Raw genomic sequence first — 16,004 nt, 5'->3', positions numbered from 1 at the left:
CGCCCGCTGACCCTTGCCGACCGGCATCACCAGGTCGATGACCCGGGTCGTGAGGATGTGCGGCTCGGTCTCCAACCGCAGCCGCTCCTGCGGGTACAGCGGCGTCAGCTTGTAGAACTCCGGACGGCGACGCGCCTCCTCCGGGACGGCGCCGTTGATCGTGTCCAGCCGCACCAGCGGCCGGTACTTGTTGCGGACCGGCGCGCTCCGGCTGCGGCCGCCCTGCCGGTTACCGCCGTTTCCGCTGGTGGGCGCCTCGGGGCCGGCGGTGGACCGGGCGACCCCGGTGACCTCGTCGCCCCGGCGGAGGCCGTACCGTTTGATCTGGGCCGACGACACGTAGACGTCATCCGCATCGGGAAGGTAGCCGGAGGTCCGGATGAACGCGTGGTTGTCGAGTACGTCGACGATGCCGGCGACGGGAGTGTCGGGGGCGCTGTCGGCCCGGACCGGGCCCGCCTGCCCCGATGACGATTGGGTACTGCTCATGCCGATCCTCCTGAAGACGTGGCTGAGCTGAGGATGTGGACTGCGCCCGACCGTGGACCGACGTCCGGGCCATGCGGTGGCGGCCGGGCGACCGGTGCGAGCGATCAGTGCCGGTGGGGCCCGCTCGCGGAAATTCTGCTGATGAACCCGTTGGAGCACCGGAGGATTCCGCCGATGCTGGAGTGGCCGGTTACTACGCGCTGCTCGCCTCGTGCGATTGCCGCGACCGGTGCCGGCATGATCACCGTTTCGAGAGGGGCCCGACGCCGTGTTGGTGATCGAAGAACCCCTGGGGGCGGCTCAGCCCGCCGGCATCCACAGGGACGATGCAAGGTTAGCCCGACGGACGGCCGGGAGCAACCTCGCCGGCCGGCGGGGAAGTCCGCCCGGGATCGGTACGATGCGACCTCCGTCGATCTCTCCGGGAAGGAAGGCGCCATGACTACCCTGGACCGTGCCGTCGTCGTCGGCCTCGACAACGGCGGTACCTGCAACAACGCCACGGTACTCGAGGCATCCGGGCGGTTCCTGCTGGACCGGCTGTGCGAGACGCCGAGCCTGGTGCAGGAGGGCCCGGAGGTGGCCGTGCAGGCCCTCGTCGACGCCTTCGACCATGTCCTCGAGTTCACCGGTACGCCCAGGAAGGCCGTCGCGGCCGTCGGCCTGGACACGCCCGGCCCGGCGAGCGCGGACGGCGTGATCTCCTCGAAGGGCTCGACCAACTTCTCCCAGCCGGCGTGGCGCGGCTTCGACATTCGGAGCGCGCTCTCCGAGCGGCTCGACCTGCCCGTGGTCTACAACAACGACGGCAACGCCGCGGCGCTGTACGCCCACCACGTGCACTTCGGCGCGCGGGCGTCCGCGCACTCGTCGGTCGCCGCGATCGTCGGTACCGGCCTGGGCGGCGGCGTGATCGAGGACGGGCGGGTGATCCGGGGCGCCGCCGGAATGGCCGGTGAGCTGGGTCACGTCCACATCCCGCTGAACGGGCTGCTCGACGAGGGCCAGCCGGTACCGGTCTGCAACTGCGGCTTCTCCGGCGACGTGGAGAGCATCGCCTCACTGACGGGCATCGAGAAGAACCTGCTGCCGTACTGGCTGACCCGATTCCCCGATCACGAGCTGGGCAAGGTGGGGTCGCTGAGCAAGGCGGCCAAGCTCGTGCGCTCCTACGGGGAGGCCGGCGACCCGCTGGCGCTCAAGATCTTCGAGCAGCAGGCGATGGCGATCGGACGGCTGTTCACGATCGCGGCCAACTTCACCGATCCCGCTGCGTACTTCGTCGGCGGCGGTGTCGTCGAGGCCGCGCCGTCGTTCCGCGACTGGTTCCTGACCAAGGTCCGCGAAAACACCCTGCTGCGCGTCGAGCAGGAGGCGGTCGCCACATTCGCCCTGGTACCGAATCTGGACATGGCGGGCGCCCGGGGTTCCGCCATCGCCGCGCTGGAGTCGGCGCTCCCGGCACCCGCGGTGGTGGTCTGAGCTCCGTCTATAGCGTGGCTGTCGTGAAAGCCTCGAGGCGCGGCCCGGCCGCCATCATCGAACCGGTCGACCTCGGCACCGCGGCACTGGTGCCCGACCGGGACCGGCCGGACGGTTGGACGCTGCTGGTCGACGGGGTGGCACAGTCCCATGTGGACCTGAACGACCCGACCTACCTCGAGTTCGAGTACATGCGCAAGCTCGCGGCGGTCGCCGACGCCGCCGGGCCGTCCGGCTCGCCGCTGCGCGTCCTGCACCTGGGCGGCGGGGCGCTCACCATGCCCCGCTACGTCGAGGCGACCCGCCCCAGGTCCCGGCAGCGCGTGGTGGAGCGCGACGCCGCGCTCGTCACCCTGGTGCGGCGGGTGCTGCCGCTGCCCCGGGGCGCCGATCTACGGGTACGGGTGGCGGACGCCCGCGCCGCCGTCGAGAGCACCCGGGACGCCGCGTACGACCTGGTCATCGCGGACGTCTACCGGGGGGCCCAGATGCCCCGTACGGTCTCCAGCGTCGAGTTCGTGACCCAGGTGGCCCGGGTGCTCGGCCCCGACGGCATGTACGCGGTCAACGTGGCCGACATGCCGCCACTGGCGTTCTCGCGGATCCAGGCCGCCACGCTGCGGGCGACCTTCGCCGACGTCTGCGTCATCGCCGAAGCGGGCACGCTGCGGGGCCGGCGGTACGGCAACGTGGTCCTCGCCGCCACGAACCGGCCCGGTGGTCTGCCGATCGAGCGGTTGGCCGCCGCGGCACGGCGCGACCCGTTCCCGTCCCGGCTGCTGCACGACGAGAGCCTGGACCGGTTCATCGCCGGGGCTCACCCGATGACCGACGTCGCCGCCCAGGACTCCCCCAAGCCCCCGCCGGGCCTACTCCCGTGATCACCGGCTCCCGCTCCCCTGGGTTCGGGCTCGCCTGTGCAGCAGGAATCCGCCGAGGCCGGTGACGGCGGCGAGGACGGCCGCCGCCAGTCCGGGGGCGCCGTCACCGGTACCGCCGGCGGCGGTCAACCGCACCGCCGCGGTGCCGGCCGACCCGGACGGCTCCGGCCCTGGTGTGGTGGCACCCGGCTCCGGCTCTTGCGGTGCGGCACTCGGCTTCGGTGCGGCGGTGGCCGGTCCCCCGGCGAAGACCACGTCCGAGCATGAGTAGTAGGTGTCCGGGGTACTCGAGTTCTGCCAGACGGTGTAGATCAGGTGACGGCCGGTCTTGCCCGCGGGCAACGTGCCCCGCATCCGGTACGCGCCGTTCGTCAGCGCCGGGTCGGTCGCCGTCAGGAACGGTTTCGCCTCCAGGTCACCCCAGCTCAGCGGCCTGGTCGGGTCGTAGGAGTCCCTGGTGACGTACAGCCGGAAGGTCCCCCGGTGCGGGATCGTCTCGCGGTATGTGAACCCGAACGTCGCGCCCGGGGTCAACCGGGTCGCCGGCCAGTCGGCGCGGGGCAGGTCGAGCCCCCGGTACGCGGGAAGCCCGGCGCTGCACAACGCCCCGTCCGGGATCACCTCCCGGTCGCGGCCGCCCACGTTGGCGACCCGCAGGTTGTCCCAGTTCGTGAACGGCAACGCGCCGCTGACGGCGACGGCCGCCCGGCAGGCCGCCGACTGCGCGTCCCCACCTCCGTCCGGGCCGCACGCCACCAGCCGACTGACCGGATTGTCCAGCGCGCCGTGCCCGTGCGCGGGCGCGGCCAGCCCGGTGAGCAGCAGCGACGCGATGACGGTGAGGACGATTCCGGCAGCGGTACGGCGTGCGGTCATCGGGCGGAGGCTCCTTCGGTAACGGCACCGGCTGTCCGGATACACGTGGATGATCTTCGGAGCGTTCAGGTCCTCCGAGTGATCACCTCGACGGATCGACCTGCCGTACCCTCTGTGCATGTCCGAGACGCCCACCGGCCCCGGTGAACCAGACCCCACCCTGCGCTTCGACCCCAACCAGTCTGCTCCGGCCCCGTCAGCTCCGACGGCACCGCAGCCGGAGGCCGACCCGACCCAGCGGCTGGCTCCCGGGGCACCAGCGCCGGCCTACCCGCCCGCACCTCCGGCCCCGGCCTACCCGCCCGCACCTCCGGCCCCGAGTTACCCGCCGGCGCCTCCGGCGGCCCCGCCCACGTCGGTTCCTCCGGCCCCGCCCGGTGGTGGATGGGCCGGCCAGCCGGGCTACCCGCAGCCCGGCGCGTACCCGCAGGCCGGCTACACGACCGGGCAGGCCGGTTACGCGACCGGGTACGGCGCGGCGTACGACGCCCACGGCCGGCCACTGTCGGACAAGAGCAAGGTCGTCGCCGGCATCCTGGGCATCCTGCTGGGCGGTTTCGGCGTGGGCCGGTTCTACACCGGACACATCGGTATCGGAGTGGCCCAACTCGTCGTGAGCCTGGTGACCTGCGGCCTCGGGCACTTCTGGGGACTCATCGAGGGAATCATGATCCTCGTCAACGGCGGTACCGACTCGGAGGGCCGGGTCCTGCGCGACTGACTCTCCGAGCCCCTGACGTCGTCATGACCGCGGCGCCTCGACGGGCGCGCGAGCCGACGGGCACATAGGGTCGAACCGCTGATGCCAGCATCGGGGCACGGCGCGTACGGCGCCGATCTCGACTCGCCCCCGCCGGCCCTCGCATCCGCGCATCGTGCACATCGGACGCTCACCAGGGGACTCGTATGACCAGGCGCAGTGTGCTCCGTCGACTGGCGGCCATCGGCGCCGCCGTCACCGCGTTCACGGTCGCGGCCGGCGGCGCCGCGGCGGCCCCCTCCGCCGCCGGCGGCGAGGTACGGGGCGCCGGCGCTGCGGACGCGGTACGCGACAGCTACATCGTCGTACTCAAGAACTCCAGGGCCGGGCTCGACCAGGTACGGGGCGTCGCCTCCATCCTGACGGCCCGCCACGGCGGCACCGCCCGCCGGCTCTTCACCAACACGATCAGGGGCTTCGCCGCGACCCTGACGCCGGAACAGGCCCGAGGCGTCGCCGCCCAGAGTGCGGTGGCCTACGTGGAGCAGGACCGCCGGGTGACGGTTGCCGGTACCCAGGTCAACCCGCCCTCCTGGGGGCTGGACCGGATCGACCAGGTCGCACTCCCGCTCGACCGGCGGTACACCTACCCCAACACGGCCGGCAACGTCCACGCCTACGTCATCGACACCGGCATCCGGATCAGTCACCGCGAGTTCGGCGGCCGCGCCGGCTACGGTCCCGACTTCATCGACAACGACGCCGTCTCCGACGACTGCAACGGACACGGTACGCACGTCGCGGGCACCATCGGCGGCGCCGGAGCCGGGGTGGCCAAGGCGGTACGCCTGGTGGGGGTACGGGTACTCGACTGCACCGGCAACGGAACGTTCGCCGGCGTCATCGCCGGGGTCGACTGGGTCACCGCGCACGCGGTACGGCCGGCCGTCGCCAACCTGAGCATCGGCGCCGGGCACGACGACGCGTTGGACGCGGCGGTACGGGCGTCGATCGCGTCGGGGGTGCAGTACGCGGTGGCGGCCGGTAACCAGGGCGACGACGCGTGCGCCCACTCACCCGCCGACGTGACCGAGGCGATCGCCGTGGGCGCCACCGACGAACAGGATTCCCGGGCGTCGTTCTCCAACGTCGGCCCCTGCGTGGCGGTCTTCGCTCCGGGCGTGCACATCCTCTCGGCCGCCGTCGCGGATGCCGCCAAGCTGACCTCACTCAGCGGCACCTCGCAGGCCACCCCTCACGTCACCGGCGCGGCGGCGCTGCTGCTGGCGGCCAACCCCTTCCTGACACCTGAGCAGGTACGCGCCGGCATCGTCAACGGCGCCGTCGTCGGCGCGGTACGCGACGCCGGGCCGGGGTCACCGAACAGGCTGCTCCACGTCGGCCCCACCCCGCTCGGCCACGGCTAGGCGATGGCGTTGACGATCTGCTGCGCCCGGGACTGGTGCTGGTCGTACGCGTCCGGAAACGCCGACCGCTGTACGGCCTGGGCGGCCGCGCCGACGCTCATCGTCTCCCAGCCGGACACGGTGACCAGCCGGCCGTAGAACCGGCCGGCGGCGATTCCGGGGTTCATCAGCTCCGCCGGCGTACCCCAGCCCTGGCTCGGGCGCTGCTGGAACAGCCCGACCGAGTCGAAGTTGGATCCGACGCCCTGGTGCGGGAGGTTCAGCGACTGCGGTACCCGGGAGTTGGCGAGGTTGCGCAGCCGGCTCTCCTGCAACGCGGTGACGATCGCGACCACGTGCGCCCGCTTCGGTACGTTCATCCGCTTGCCCGCCTCGATGACGGCGACGGCGTTGTCCATCTCGGCCTGGGTCAGCCCGGCGACCGGCTTGCGCTTGACCGGCTGTGGCGGGCGCGGGGGCGCGGCGGCCGGCAACGGCGAGGCGGCGGCCGACGGTGACAGCGGGCCGGCCGACGGGTCGGGCCGCTCGAGGTCGCGGGTGGCCCGGTCGGCGGCCGCCCGCGCCGACGCGTCCAGGACGACCGGAGTGGCGTCGGAGGCGGCAGCCCGTTCGGTCGGCCGGACGAGAGTGTTGATCGTCAGTACCCCGAGCGCGAGCACCGCGATCGCCGTCAGCAGCGCCGAGAACCAGGGGCGGAGCGCGGACCGGCGGGCGTGGCTGCCCCGGTACGAACCACGACGGTCGGGCTTCGGTTCATCATCGTCGTGGTGCACGCGAATAACCTAGGCAGTGACCTGCTCGGATGACCATCCCGGCGGCATAGGGCCCGATTAAGTTGATCATAAATTGTGCTTAGGCGGCGAGATGCGCGGGAACGGCCACGGCTCGGGCAACGTCAGATCCGACGTGAGAAGAATGCGGTTTGTCCTGTCCGTGATGCTCGTGAGCGGGTCGCTCGTCGGCTGCGCCGCCAGCGGGACCAATACAGCCCACAGTGAGCCCGGAGGATCGTCGGTGTCGAGCTCAGCAGCCCAGCCCAGCCCGTCCTACCCCGAGGACCTGCCGCCGCCGAGCCGGGAGGGCAAGATGCCCGGCCTGCCCGGCCGGCCCGGCGACCCCAGCAGCCAACCCGCCGGGACCACCACCGTGACCGGCACCGTCACGGCGGGCGTCGAGCCCGGCTGCATGCTGCTGGACGGCCGGTACCTCCTGGTCGGAGGCCCGCGCGATCAGCTCCACGACGGTGCCCGGGTGGCCGTGACCGGGCGGGCGCAGCCCGACATGATGAGCACCTGCCAGCAGGGCACCCCGTTCATCGTCGAGAGCGTGAAGCCGGCCTGAGCCACCGGACAGCGGAGAGCCCGCCCCCGGATCGGGGACGGGCTCTCCGGGCGTACGGATCCTTTAGCTGACGGCACCGATCGCGACGTTCCCGCGGCCGACGACCGCGCCCTCGTCGGTCACGACCGTCATCTCACCGAACAGTTGCCGACCCGCGGCGGGCGCCGACTGGGCGGTCACCGTACCGCTGATGGTGGCGGTGGCGCCGTTGGCGAGGGAGACGACCGTGTTCGGCACGGAGACCGAGCCGAGCGCCGGCGAGTAGAAGACGTCGCGGTAGTCGTACTCCGTCGTCCCGGCCGGGACGGCGTAGCCGACGATCTCGACCTCGTAGGTACCCGGCTTCGGGTTGACCAGCGAAACGGCCTCCTCCGAGTCACCGTCGGCGGACTGCCCGACGACGGCGCCGTTCAGCCGCACGTACAGGTCGAGGTCCGCGCCCGGGTCGGTGGTCTTGCCGATCGCGACGTTGAGCTTGGTCGCCCCTGCGGGCACCTCGATCGTGTACTTCTGCGAGTCACCGGTGGAGATGCTCGGCCGCGCGCTGTACGAGCTGCCGAGCGGACCGCCCTGGCCGGACACCTTGACCGGGCCGAAGGTGTTCTTGACCGTCCAGTTGACCGTGCTCGGCTGGCCGGCGGTGACGTTCGGCAGCGTGACGACGGCCGGGTCCACCGCGACGCCCTGCACCCGGGTGGTCAGCTGGAACGGGTTGTTCAGCGCCGGCGAGGTACGCCGGGCCTCGACCTCGAACTCCCAGATGCCCGGCATCGGGTTGGAGTAGTCCCGCTCCTGCGGCTTGCAGGTCGCCGCGTCGGAGTAGTTGGTGTAGCAGGCGAGGCTCGAGGTGTCCTCGACCGGCAGACCCCAGGGGTTGATCGCGATGAACCGCGTCTGCGACCCGGTCGCGATGCCCGACAGGTTCACCTGCAGCGCCGCCGCGCCCTCGGGGACGGTGACGAAGAAGGACTTGTACGAGTTGCGGTCGACCGACCCGTTCGTGGTGAACGAGTACGCCGGCGACTTGGTGGTGCTGTCGTTCGAGATGACGACGGTGTTGAGGACCTCGAAGTCCACGACCGGCGTCTTCGGGTCGTCGATCGCCAGGATCGCGCTGTGCACGCCGACGCCGGCCTTCGCCTCGATGCTGACCTTGACGGTCTTGTTCAGCGGCAGGTCGACGCTGCGGTCGGACTTGAACGTGCCGTCGTCGCCCACCCAGCGCAGGTTGTGCTTGACGGTCCCGGACGGCCCGCCGGTACGGGTGATGTTGACCGTGTACTTCTTGGACTCGCCGGCCTTCTGGCCGCCCTTGCCCACGGCGCACCGGTTGTAGACGCCGGTACCGCGGTTCGGGGTGGCGAGGAAGCCGGAGATCGGCGTGCAGACCGGGGCGTCAGCCGTGTACCCACGGGTCTCGACGGCGCTGCCCTTGAGCAGGTTCCACGCGCCGTTCACGTCGAACATGCCGTAGCCCTGCTCGTACGGCTGGAGGCCGGCGATCGGCTTGGCCGAGGTGTAGATCGCCCGCCGCATCGCCGCGGGGGTCACGCCCTTGTCGGTGGCCTTGGCCGCCGACAGCAGCAGAGCCGCGGCGCCGGTGGCCTGCGGAGAGGCCATCGAGGTGCCGTTGGCCATCGCGTAGCCCGGCGGCAGGCTGTACCCGGCCTGCGCGACCGGGGAGCCGGCCTGCCACATCGGAGTGGTGGAGATCGCCGAACCGGGGGCGGCGATGTTCGGCTTGAAGCCGCCGTCCTCACGCGGACCGCGCGACGAGAAGTTGAACAGGTTGTTCTGCTTGGTCACCACGGAGCCGTAGTTGGCCAGCCAGGTGTCCTTGCTGACCGAGGCCGCGACGCTGACGACGTTGTCTGCCACGGACGGGTCACCGACGGTGTTGACGCCAGGGCCGGAGTTGCCGGCCGAGATGAACAGCTGGACGCCGTAGTCGTTGATCAGGTTGTTGTACAGGACGGCGCGCGCGTTGTTGCCGTCGTTGAGCGCCGGCAGGCCGCCGATCGACATGTTGACCACGTCGACGTGGTGGTTGACCACGAGGTCGGTCATGCCGTCCATGAGCGCGGCCGCGGTGCAGCCACCGCCCCAGGAGCAGGCCCGGGCGGAGACGATCTTGGCGCCGGGGGCGGCCCCGTTGAAGTTCGGGTTGCCCAGCATGTTGTACGCCGCGGTGATGCCGGCGACGTGCGAACCGTGCATCGCCTCGACGATGCCGATGTTGACGAAGTCGGTCATGCCGGGGATGCCGGCGTCCGTGGTGTCGACGCTGCGCGACTCGACGACGAACGGCATCTGCTCGCTGATGGCCGTGTTCGGGTTGTCGGTGCCGAAGTGGCCGACGTCGAACTTCTCCTTGTACGGCCGCATCACCGGGTCGTTGGTGAAGTCGTGGTCGGAGTTGGCGTCCACCCGGATGTCGTGGGTCGCCGGGTCGTACAGGATGCCGAACCGGTCGGAGGTATCGCCGTCGCGGTTGACGTCGCTACCCACCTCGCCGACGGCGATCGACTCGGAGAACCGGTTGATCCGGTAGTTACCGGCCGGGGCCTTCCAGCTCTCACCCGCGTACGAGAACTCCGGGCCGCTGACGCTGGTCAGCATCGCCCGCCAGGTGCCGTCGCCGTCGTAGAGCGGGTCGGTCGCGGTGAACCAGTCGACGATCTTCCGCTCACCGGTCGACGTCGTCTGGAGAGCGGGGTTGTCGAGGTCGACACCGGAGTCCATGATGCCGATCGTCACGCCACGGCCGTCCCAGGTGGGGTGCGCCTGCTTGAACGCGACGGCGCCGGTCTCGTTGGTCGGCATGTACGGGTTGGCGGCCGGCGTGTCCTTGCCGGGTCCGGCGACGGTCGCCTGCGCCTGGCCGTTCGCCGCGACGGGCTCGGGCGTGGGCATCGGGATCGACTCGTTGAGGTCGATCGCGGCGACGCCGGGAACCTTGGCGGCCTTGCGCACGTTGGCGGTCGGCACCTGGGCACGCACGTACCCGACCCCGTCCACCTGCTTGGAGACCTTGCCACCGAGCTTCTTCAGCTGCGCCGCGACGTCCTTGGTCTTGCCCTTCTGCGTCGCGACGATGAGCGTGACGGTCTGCTCACCCTTCGCCTGGGCCTGGGCGAGCAGCTCCTCGTCGTGAGCGCCCAGCGTTTCGGCCTGGGCGACCTTGGGAGCGTCGGACTCGTTGGACGGGTCGGCGCTCGCGGCGGCGACGCCGGTCAGTGTGATGGCGCCGGTCGCCAATACTGACGCGAAGAGGCCGGCAGATAACCGCCGGCCCCACATTCGACTTCTACTCACATTTCCTCCGGGGAACTGACCCTGAGACACCCAGGGCGCGTTGATCGCATCTTTTCGCAAGGGCTGCCTTGTCTGTCACTAGCCGCACCGAGCTTGTGATCCGGTCGTGACATTTATCTCTGGCGATAACCTACGTGCCGCCAAGGGGCAGGTAACGACCCATGCGCTCCCGCTCACGTGAGCCTGCTTGCTGGGCACCCTTCTTGGAAAGGGCGCGGACCCTATCGATAACCCAACATCCTTGATCCCGCCGGATGGCAGATGTAAAGGACTCCAGTGAAATCGATAAATATTGTGTGATCTACAGTGGTCGCGGCATCCGTGGCGGACGTACCGGGAGACCTGATGTTGCTCGTGACCAATGAACAGGCCGGCCGGACCGGGACGGAAGCCGTCGCGGAGGTGGTGGACGAACTCGGCGGCGAGTCGAGCGTCGAGGTGATCGTGTGCCGCCAGGACTCGGACCTGGAGGCGATGCTCGACCGCCGCGCCGGGCGGGCCGTTGTCGTCGTCGGTGGCGACGGCTCCCTGCACACCCTGGTGAAGCGCCTGTGGCGACGGGGCGAAGCGGCCGACTGTACGGTCGGGTTGATCCCCCTCGGCACCGGCAACGACTTCGCCCGCGGGGTCGGCATCCCCCTCGACCACCGCGAAGCCGCGCGCCTGATACGTGACGGCAAGCCCCGCCCGGTCGATCTCATCGTGGACGACGCCGACGGCGTGGCCGTCAACGCCGTACACGTCGGGGCCGGCGCCGAGGCCGCGATGGCGTTCCGCCCCTGGAAGCGGTACCTGAAAACGGCGGCCTTTCCCGTCGGCGCGGTGGTCGCCGGGTTCACCGTCAAGGGCTGGCGGCTGCGCGTCGAGGTGGACGGCAAGCTCATCACGAGCGACCGGCGGCGGGTACTGATGGCCGGGCTGTCGAACGCGCCGACGATCGCCGGCGGATCGGCCGAGCTGGGCCCGGGTGCTGACCCGACCGACGGGGTCGCCGAGGTCACCGTGTCGCTGGCGACCGGCCGGCTGGCGCGAGTCGGGTACGCGCTGGCGCTGCTGCGCGGTCGCCACCCGGAACGCTCCGACGTGATCCACCTTTCCGGGACAGAGGTGACGATCAGTGGCAGCCCATTCCACGTGAACGCGGACGGGGAGCTGAGCGGCCCGGTACGCCGTCGCGAATGGAGACTCGTACCCGGCGCCTGGCGCTGCGTGCTACCCGAATGAGCGTGCCCTTGGTCATCACAACTTCCCGGTAGTTGTGACGCTCAAGCCTTCCATTCCGCTGACCGCTGTGGTGCGCTACGTGCACCCCCGTACACGTTCAGTGGAGGATTACGTGCGTCGTCCAGTTCTCCTCGCGTCGCTCGCCGCGACGGCCGCGGCGGCCATGCTCAGCGTCGCCGCGCCGGCCTCGGCGATCAACTCGTACAACGCCCAGCCGGCGCCCGAGCGCACCGAGGTCGGCGCGCTCGTCGTGCAGTACGACCGCGACAGCAACCCGGCCACGCCGGACGTCGTGGACTGGGTCTGCTCGGGCACGATGATCTCGGCGGACACCTTCCTCACCGCCGCCCACTGCACAACCGACTGGCCGGCCGGTATCAAGTTCTACGTGTCACTGGCGCAGGACACGCAGGCTGCGATCGACGCCTCGTACGCCCAGGGCGGGACGCCGGAGCAGATCGCCGGGCGGGTCGCGGTCCAGGGCACCCCGTACTGGGACCAGGGCTACCCGGGTAACTCAGCCGACGCCCACGACATCGCCGTCATCAAGTTGGACAAGGCCCAGGCCGCCGAGCTGGCGAAGCGGTGGAAGTTCACCCCGGCCTCGCTGCCCCGACGTAACCAGCTGTCCGACCTCGGTTCCCGGGCACTGGACGCCGACCAGTGGCAGGTCATGGGGTACGGCACCCAGGAGGCCGTGAACGGGCCCGGCGGGCAGACCCACCCGGGCGGCGGCGTACGGCAGAAGGCCACGGTCGACTTCAACGCGCTCAACCCGACCTGGGTCCGCCTTGCCATGAACGAGAGCCGTGGCCTCGGCGGCGCCTGCTACGGCGACTCCGGCGGGCCGAACTTCGTCACCCTCGACGGCAAGCTCGTACTCGCCGGCACGACGATCACGGGTGACAGCCCGTGCTACGCCACCAATGTGGCGTACCGGATGGACACCGACAGCGCCCGTAACTTCCTGAAGCAGTTCGTCACGCTGCCGTGACTCTTCTGCCGCTGGCCGGCCGGGTTCGGCCGGCCAGCGGCTGCGTTATTGGCTGTTCATGTACTGCGGTCGCCTGCCACGATCGTCGCCATGAATTCTCTGGTCGAGTGGTGGGCCCTGACGATCGACTGCGCCGAGCCCAACGCGATGGCGGACTTCTACGCCGCCCTGCTCGACGGGAAGGTGACCCGCCGGACCCACGATTCCGCATTCGTGGACGGCGCTGGGATGCTGCTCGTCTTCCGGGCGGTGCCGGACTACAAGCCGCCGACGTGGCCGTCGCCCGAGATACCGATGCAGAAGCACTTCGAGTTCGTGGTTTCGGATCCGGATGCGGCGGCTGAGAAGTTGCTGCCGTTGGGGGCGAAGATCGCGGAGTACCAGGACGAGGACGATCCGAACTTCGTGGTGCTCCTCGATCCGGCCGGGCATCCGTTCTGCCTCATCCGGAGCAGCGCGGCCCGGCGGTACTGATTACTCCCCCGCAACGAGGGCGTACCGATCCGACGGGTACACGTCGGCACCGACAACCAGTACCGGCACGCCAGCGGGCAGGTCGAACCGCTGCCGTTCCTCCAACAAATGTCCACGATGGTCGTCATCGTCTACCCGGCTTGTGACGTCAGCATGACAGAGGTAACCCCGCCAGGTCGAGTAGGAACACCTATCGGCAGCAGTGGCCGGTGGGGCACCGGTCAGGCGGAATCGACTTGCCCCAACGTGCCCGTGACCTCAAGCTCGGGCAATGGAACCGCCTGAGATGATCAACATTGGCAAACTTGTGCTGAAGCGATGGGAACCGGCCTGGGGCGACGAAGCCGCCAAGGCCGTCCAGGAGTCCCTGCCGGAGCTCCAACCGTTCCTGCCCTGGGCACACGACGATTACGACGTCGACACGGCCCGCTCCTACACCGAGATGTCAGCGAGCAACTGGGCGGAGGCCACGGAGTTCAACTACGCCATCTTTACGGTGGTCGGCGAACTGGTCGGCTCCATCGGGCTGATGACCCGGATGGGCGCGGGAGCGCTGGAGATCGGCTACTGGATCCGTAGCGCGCATACCGGACGTGGCTACGCTACCGCCGCGGTGATTGCGCTGACCCGCGTGGCGCTGGCCCTACCGGGCATCGATCGGGTGGCCATCAGGCACGACCTGGCCAACGCGGCGTCCGGCGCGGTCGCGGCAAAGGCTGGGTTTACGGAGGTGGAACGGCTCCATCGGGAGCCGAAGGCACCTGGGGAGAGCGGCGTCGACGTTGTCTGGGAACGCCGCTGATCTGGAAAACAGAGAGCCGACGGCCAGGGACTCGAACCCGCAGCCTTCCGATTACAAGGGATGGGATACGAGTACCGCGACCGCGACGACCTGGACGCGCCGCTACGGCTGAGGACGGCCCGACGGTGCCGGTTGGGGTCGACGTTGGGGTCAGGTGGTGGGGTCATCTGCCGCCGGACTATGGCAGGTCCGGCCGGACTGCCAGCCATGCACGGACGCGTTCGGCATCGGACCCGGCGGGCAAACGATCAGCGAGCGGTACGAGCGGGGTGAGGAGGTTCTTGTGGCGGCGAAGGAGCTGGATCTGCTCGACTGGCAGCGTCTGCCAGCGTTCGGCCAACTCGCGCGCCTGATCGGGCGCCAGCGTCACCACCGCCAGCACATCACGGAGCAACGCGGCCACATCCCACGTCCCGTCGCCTGGTACCGGCCCGAGTTCCCGGACCAGCAGGCTACGCAGCTTGAAAGCGTCCGCAACTGCGGTCCAACGGTCGTAACCGGTGAACCGCTCAGCGCACTTGGTCAGCGACAACGCCGCCTCGGCCCACTCTCGGCGGTCTTCTGCGGGCAGGGTGCGGTCGTACACGTGGAGCTGCGCTATCCACCGGACGCTCAGCCACCAGTTGACCGAGCGCGGTGCGCTGCCCTCGATCACGGTTGTGATCCACCGACGCATGTGGGCGCTCGACCACGCGTCCATCTCACCGGCGACATCGTGCTGCGACATCCGCACCAGTGTGAGCCACAGGGACGGCCCCAGGTGTCACGCGGGTTTGGAATTGTCGATCAATGCTCAGCGCCGAACCGCTTACCTGCTGCTCTTGCTGGTCACCGCCTGGTCGTGGCTCTCACCGTTGACCGTGATTGCCCGCGGTCGGCCCGCTGTGTCGGGCACGCAACGGGCACGGCTCAGTCTTCAGTGCTGTGCGGACGGACGGTTGACTTCGTGTATCCGAGAAGGCTGCTGACGAACGCGCGCAAGCCGAGCGATGCCGACCAAGGGGTCGGTGTCCCACCAGGCACGTTGAAGTAGATCTTCCTCGACGCCACGCGCCCGTTCCGCTCGCCGACCTCCTCGTAGTAATCACCTTTGATGAAGGCCTCAACGGACGCCAGGAAATCGTCGAGGACCTCCCGCTGATATTCATCGTCGTAGGCGGTCTGCACCGTCCTGTAGACCTCCCCGAGGTGCAGGAAGGACACCTCGAATCCGGCGGTCATCCATGCCTCGGCCATGACCCCATCCACAGCGCGGTACACCCGCAGTTGAAGTCCGTCGTCTTCGGCGATCTCGAAGCTAGCTGCGGCACCCGCTTTGACGAGGGACGTCGCCGTGTCCTCCATCCGCCGCCTCGCCCATTGCCTCAGCGCTTCGATCATGGACCGATTATGGAGCAGGCCCCTGCCGTCCAGCCCTCCCGAATACCGGTGCGCCGACCTGCGCTCGCCGCACCGCCCCCGTCCCCCGATAGGTGCCAGATCCTCGCCCCGCGATCGGGGTCAAGAGTGGCCGTAGGCCATCGGCGTAGCCGACGCGAAGCGCTCTTGACGCCGGGCGCGAGGCGTGGAGAGTCGGGCGCCGGGGACGCCTGCCTCCCCGTCCCGGAGCCGGAGTACCCCTGCCGGCGGCTAAGCCTGTCCTGAAACCGCAACAAAATCGGTGGTATAGCCCCTGACCTGGCCTTACTCTCAGCCAGTGGGACATCGACATGACCGGCTGCGCCAGGAGATCGGCCAGTTCATGAAGGCGTACGGGCGTACGTCTCGGAGGCGGAACGGCTTTGATCCCAACGACCGGCACTACAGCGTGGAGTTGGAGAACGAGGTCAAGCGGATGAGCCCCGAAGTGCTTGACCGCCTGTTGCGCGACGTGGACGACGACGAGGACTGAAGCCCCATCAGGATCAGTCACCTCGCTGCTGGTGCGGCCGGCCGGCGCGTGCGCGGCGGGCCGGAGGTCCAGAGCGCGACGCGCCGTGCCGGCACGGCGCCTTGATCC

Annotated in this window: 14 protein-coding genes and 2 pseudogenes; 10 read left to right on the top strand and 6 right to left on the bottom strand. The window is 69.8% G+C overall.

Annotation, left to right across the window (positions count from 1 at the left end):
• Window positions 1-501: pseudogene (locus Pme01_RS24700) on the bottom strand (hypothetical protein); the annotation flags it as partial.
• A 426-nt stretch (window positions 502-927) separates the two neighbouring features.
• On the opposite strand from Pme01_RS24700, the gene Pme01_RS24695 reads away from it, so the two are divergent.
• Entirely contained in the window at window positions 928-1,971 is a 1,044-nt protein-coding gene (locus Pme01_RS24695) for an ROK family protein (RefSeq protein ID WP_168115166.1), read from the top strand.
• 23 nt (window positions 1,972-1,994) lie between these two features.
• Window positions 1,995-2,852, top strand: a complete 858-nt coding sequence (locus Pme01_RS24690; protein ID WP_239088439.1) for a spermidine synthase — start codon at window positions 1,995-1,997, stop codon at window positions 2,850-2,852.
• On the opposite strand, the gene Pme01_RS24685 is transcribed toward Pme01_RS24690, so the two are convergent.
• Window positions 2,853-3,728, bottom strand: coding sequence for a lytic polysaccharide monooxygenase auxiliary activity family 9 protein (locus Pme01_RS24685; protein ID WP_168115164.1), 876 nt, complete (start codon window positions 3,726-3,728; stop codon window positions 2,853-2,855). It lies immediately after the preceding gene.
• A gap of 502 nt (window positions 3,729-4,230) precedes the next feature.
• Between Pme01_RS24685 and Pme01_RS31850 the strand changes: the two are divergent.
• Both Pme01_RS31850 and Pme01_RS24675 read left to right on the top strand, forming a co-directional pair.
• Window positions 4,231-4,449: pseudogene (locus Pme01_RS31850) on the top strand (TM2 domain-containing protein); the annotation flags it as partial.
• A gap of 185 nt (window positions 4,450-4,634) precedes the next feature.
• The gene (locus Pme01_RS24675; RefSeq protein ID WP_168115162.1) at window positions 4,635-5,855 is read left to right on the top strand and encodes a S8 family peptidase; all 1,221 of its coding nucleotides are present in this window, start codon (window positions 4,635-4,637) and stop codon (window positions 5,853-5,855) included.
• On the opposite strand, the gene Pme01_RS24670 is transcribed toward Pme01_RS24675, so the two are convergent.
• Complete coding sequence (locus tag Pme01_RS24670) at window positions 5,852-6,628, bottom strand: hypothetical protein (RefSeq protein WP_168115161.1); 777 nt, start codon at window positions 6,626-6,628, stop codon at window positions 5,852-5,854. The genes Pme01_RS24675 and Pme01_RS24670 overlap by 4 nt on opposite strands.
• A gap of 133 nt (window positions 6,629-6,761) precedes the next feature.
• On the opposite strand from Pme01_RS24670, the gene Pme01_RS24665 reads away from it, so the two are divergent.
• The gene (locus Pme01_RS24665; RefSeq protein WP_373315526.1) at window positions 6,762-7,196 is read left to right on the top strand and encodes a hypothetical protein; all 435 of its coding nucleotides are present in this window, start codon (window positions 6,762-6,764) and stop codon (window positions 7,194-7,196) included.
• Window positions 7,197-7,259: 63 nt separating this feature from the next.
• Here the strand turns inward: Pme01_RS24665 and Pme01_RS24660 are convergent, their stop codons facing one another.
• A complete protein-coding gene (locus Pme01_RS24660) occupies window positions 7,260-10,511 on the bottom strand; it encodes a S8 family serine peptidase (RefSeq protein ID WP_168115160.1) in 3,252 nt (1,083 codons plus the stop codon).
• A gap of 321 nt (window positions 10,512-10,832) precedes the next feature.
• Here Pme01_RS24660 and Pme01_RS24655 point away from each other — a divergent pair, with 321 nt between their 5' ends.
• The 4 genes from Pme01_RS24655 (at window position 10,833) to Pme01_RS24640 (ending at window position 14,005) form a co-directional block, all read left to right on the top strand.
• Complete coding sequence (locus tag Pme01_RS24655) at window positions 10,833-11,735, top strand: diacylglycerol/lipid kinase family protein (protein ID WP_168115159.1); 903 nt, start codon at window positions 10,833-10,835, stop codon at window positions 11,733-11,735.
• 112 nt (window positions 11,736-11,847) lie between these two features.
• Entirely contained in the window at window positions 11,848-12,729 is an 882-nt protein-coding gene (locus Pme01_RS24650) for a trypsin-like serine protease (RefSeq protein ID WP_203935842.1), read from the top strand.
• Window positions 12,730-12,819: 90 nt separating this feature from the next.
• The gene (locus Pme01_RS24645; RefSeq protein ID WP_203935841.1) at window positions 12,820-13,203 is read left to right on the top strand and encodes a VOC family protein; all 384 of its coding nucleotides are present in this window, start codon (window positions 12,820-12,822) and stop codon (window positions 13,201-13,203) included.
• Window positions 13,204-13,474: 271 nt separating this feature from the next.
• Window positions 13,475-14,005: a GNAT family N-acetyltransferase gene (locus Pme01_RS24640; protein WP_168115158.1), complete on the top strand. Its 531-nt coding sequence runs from the start codon at window positions 13,475-13,477 to the stop codon at window positions 14,003-14,005.
• Between the two features lie 178 nt (window positions 14,006-14,183).
• Here Pme01_RS24640 and Pme01_RS24635 read toward each other — a convergent pair whose 3' ends face one another.
• Both Pme01_RS24635 and Pme01_RS24630 read right to left on the bottom strand, forming a co-directional pair.
• Complete coding sequence (locus Pme01_RS24635; protein WP_168115157.1) at window positions 14,184-14,732, bottom strand: hypothetical protein; 549 nt, start codon at window positions 14,730-14,732, stop codon at window positions 14,184-14,186.
• A 182-nt stretch (window positions 14,733-14,914) separates the two neighbouring features.
• Window positions 14,915-15,385, bottom strand: a complete 471-nt coding sequence (locus tag Pme01_RS24630; RefSeq protein ID WP_168115156.1) for a hypothetical protein — start codon at window positions 15,383-15,385, stop codon at window positions 14,915-14,917.
• Between the two features lie 316 nt (window positions 15,386-15,701).
• Between Pme01_RS24630 and Pme01_RS24625 the strand changes: the two genes are divergently transcribed.
• Complete coding sequence (locus tag Pme01_RS24625; protein ID WP_168115104.1) at window positions 15,702-15,896, top strand: hypothetical protein; 195 nt, start codon at window positions 15,702-15,704, stop codon at window positions 15,894-15,896.
• Window positions 15,897-16,004 lie beyond the last annotated feature (108 nt).

The organism is Planosporangium mesophilum (genome assembly GCF_016863255.1).
In the GTDB taxonomy this organism is placed as follows: Bacteria; Actinomycetota; Actinomycetes; order Mycobacteriales; family Micromonosporaceae; genus Planosporangium; species Planosporangium mesophilum.
This window is presented reverse-complemented; position numbering and strand designations above follow the sequence as displayed.

What these genes read in the sequence shown, in the direction of transcription:
- Pme01_RS24640 (WP_168115158.1), top strand. Translation starts at nt 13,475, where the DNA reads ATGGAACCGCCTGAGATGATCAACATTGGCAAACTTGTGCTGAAGCGA.
- Pme01_RS24635 (WP_168115157.1), bottom strand. Translation starts at nt 14,732, where the DNA reads ATGTCGCAGCACGATGTCGCCGGTGAGATGGACGCGTGGTCGAGCGCC.
- Pme01_RS24630 (WP_168115156.1), bottom strand. Translation starts at nt 15,385, where the DNA reads ATGATCGAAGCGCTGAGGCAATGGGCGAGGCGGCGGATGGAGGACACG.
- Pme01_RS24695 (WP_168115166.1), top strand. Translation starts at nt 928, where the DNA reads ATGACTACCCTGGACCGTGCCGTCGTCGTCGGCCTCGACAACGGCGGT.
- Pme01_RS24685 (WP_168115164.1), bottom strand. Translation starts at nt 3,728, where the DNA reads ATGACCGCACGCCGTACCGCTGCCGGAATCGTCCTCACCGTCATCGCG.
- Pme01_RS24645 (WP_203935841.1), top strand. Translation starts at nt 12,820, where the DNA reads ATGAATTCTCTGGTCGAGTGGTGGGCCCTGACGATCGACTGCGCCGAG.
- Pme01_RS24675 (WP_168115162.1), top strand. Translation starts at nt 4,635, where the DNA reads ATGACCAGGCGCAGTGTGCTCCGTCGACTGGCGGCCATCGGCGCCGCC.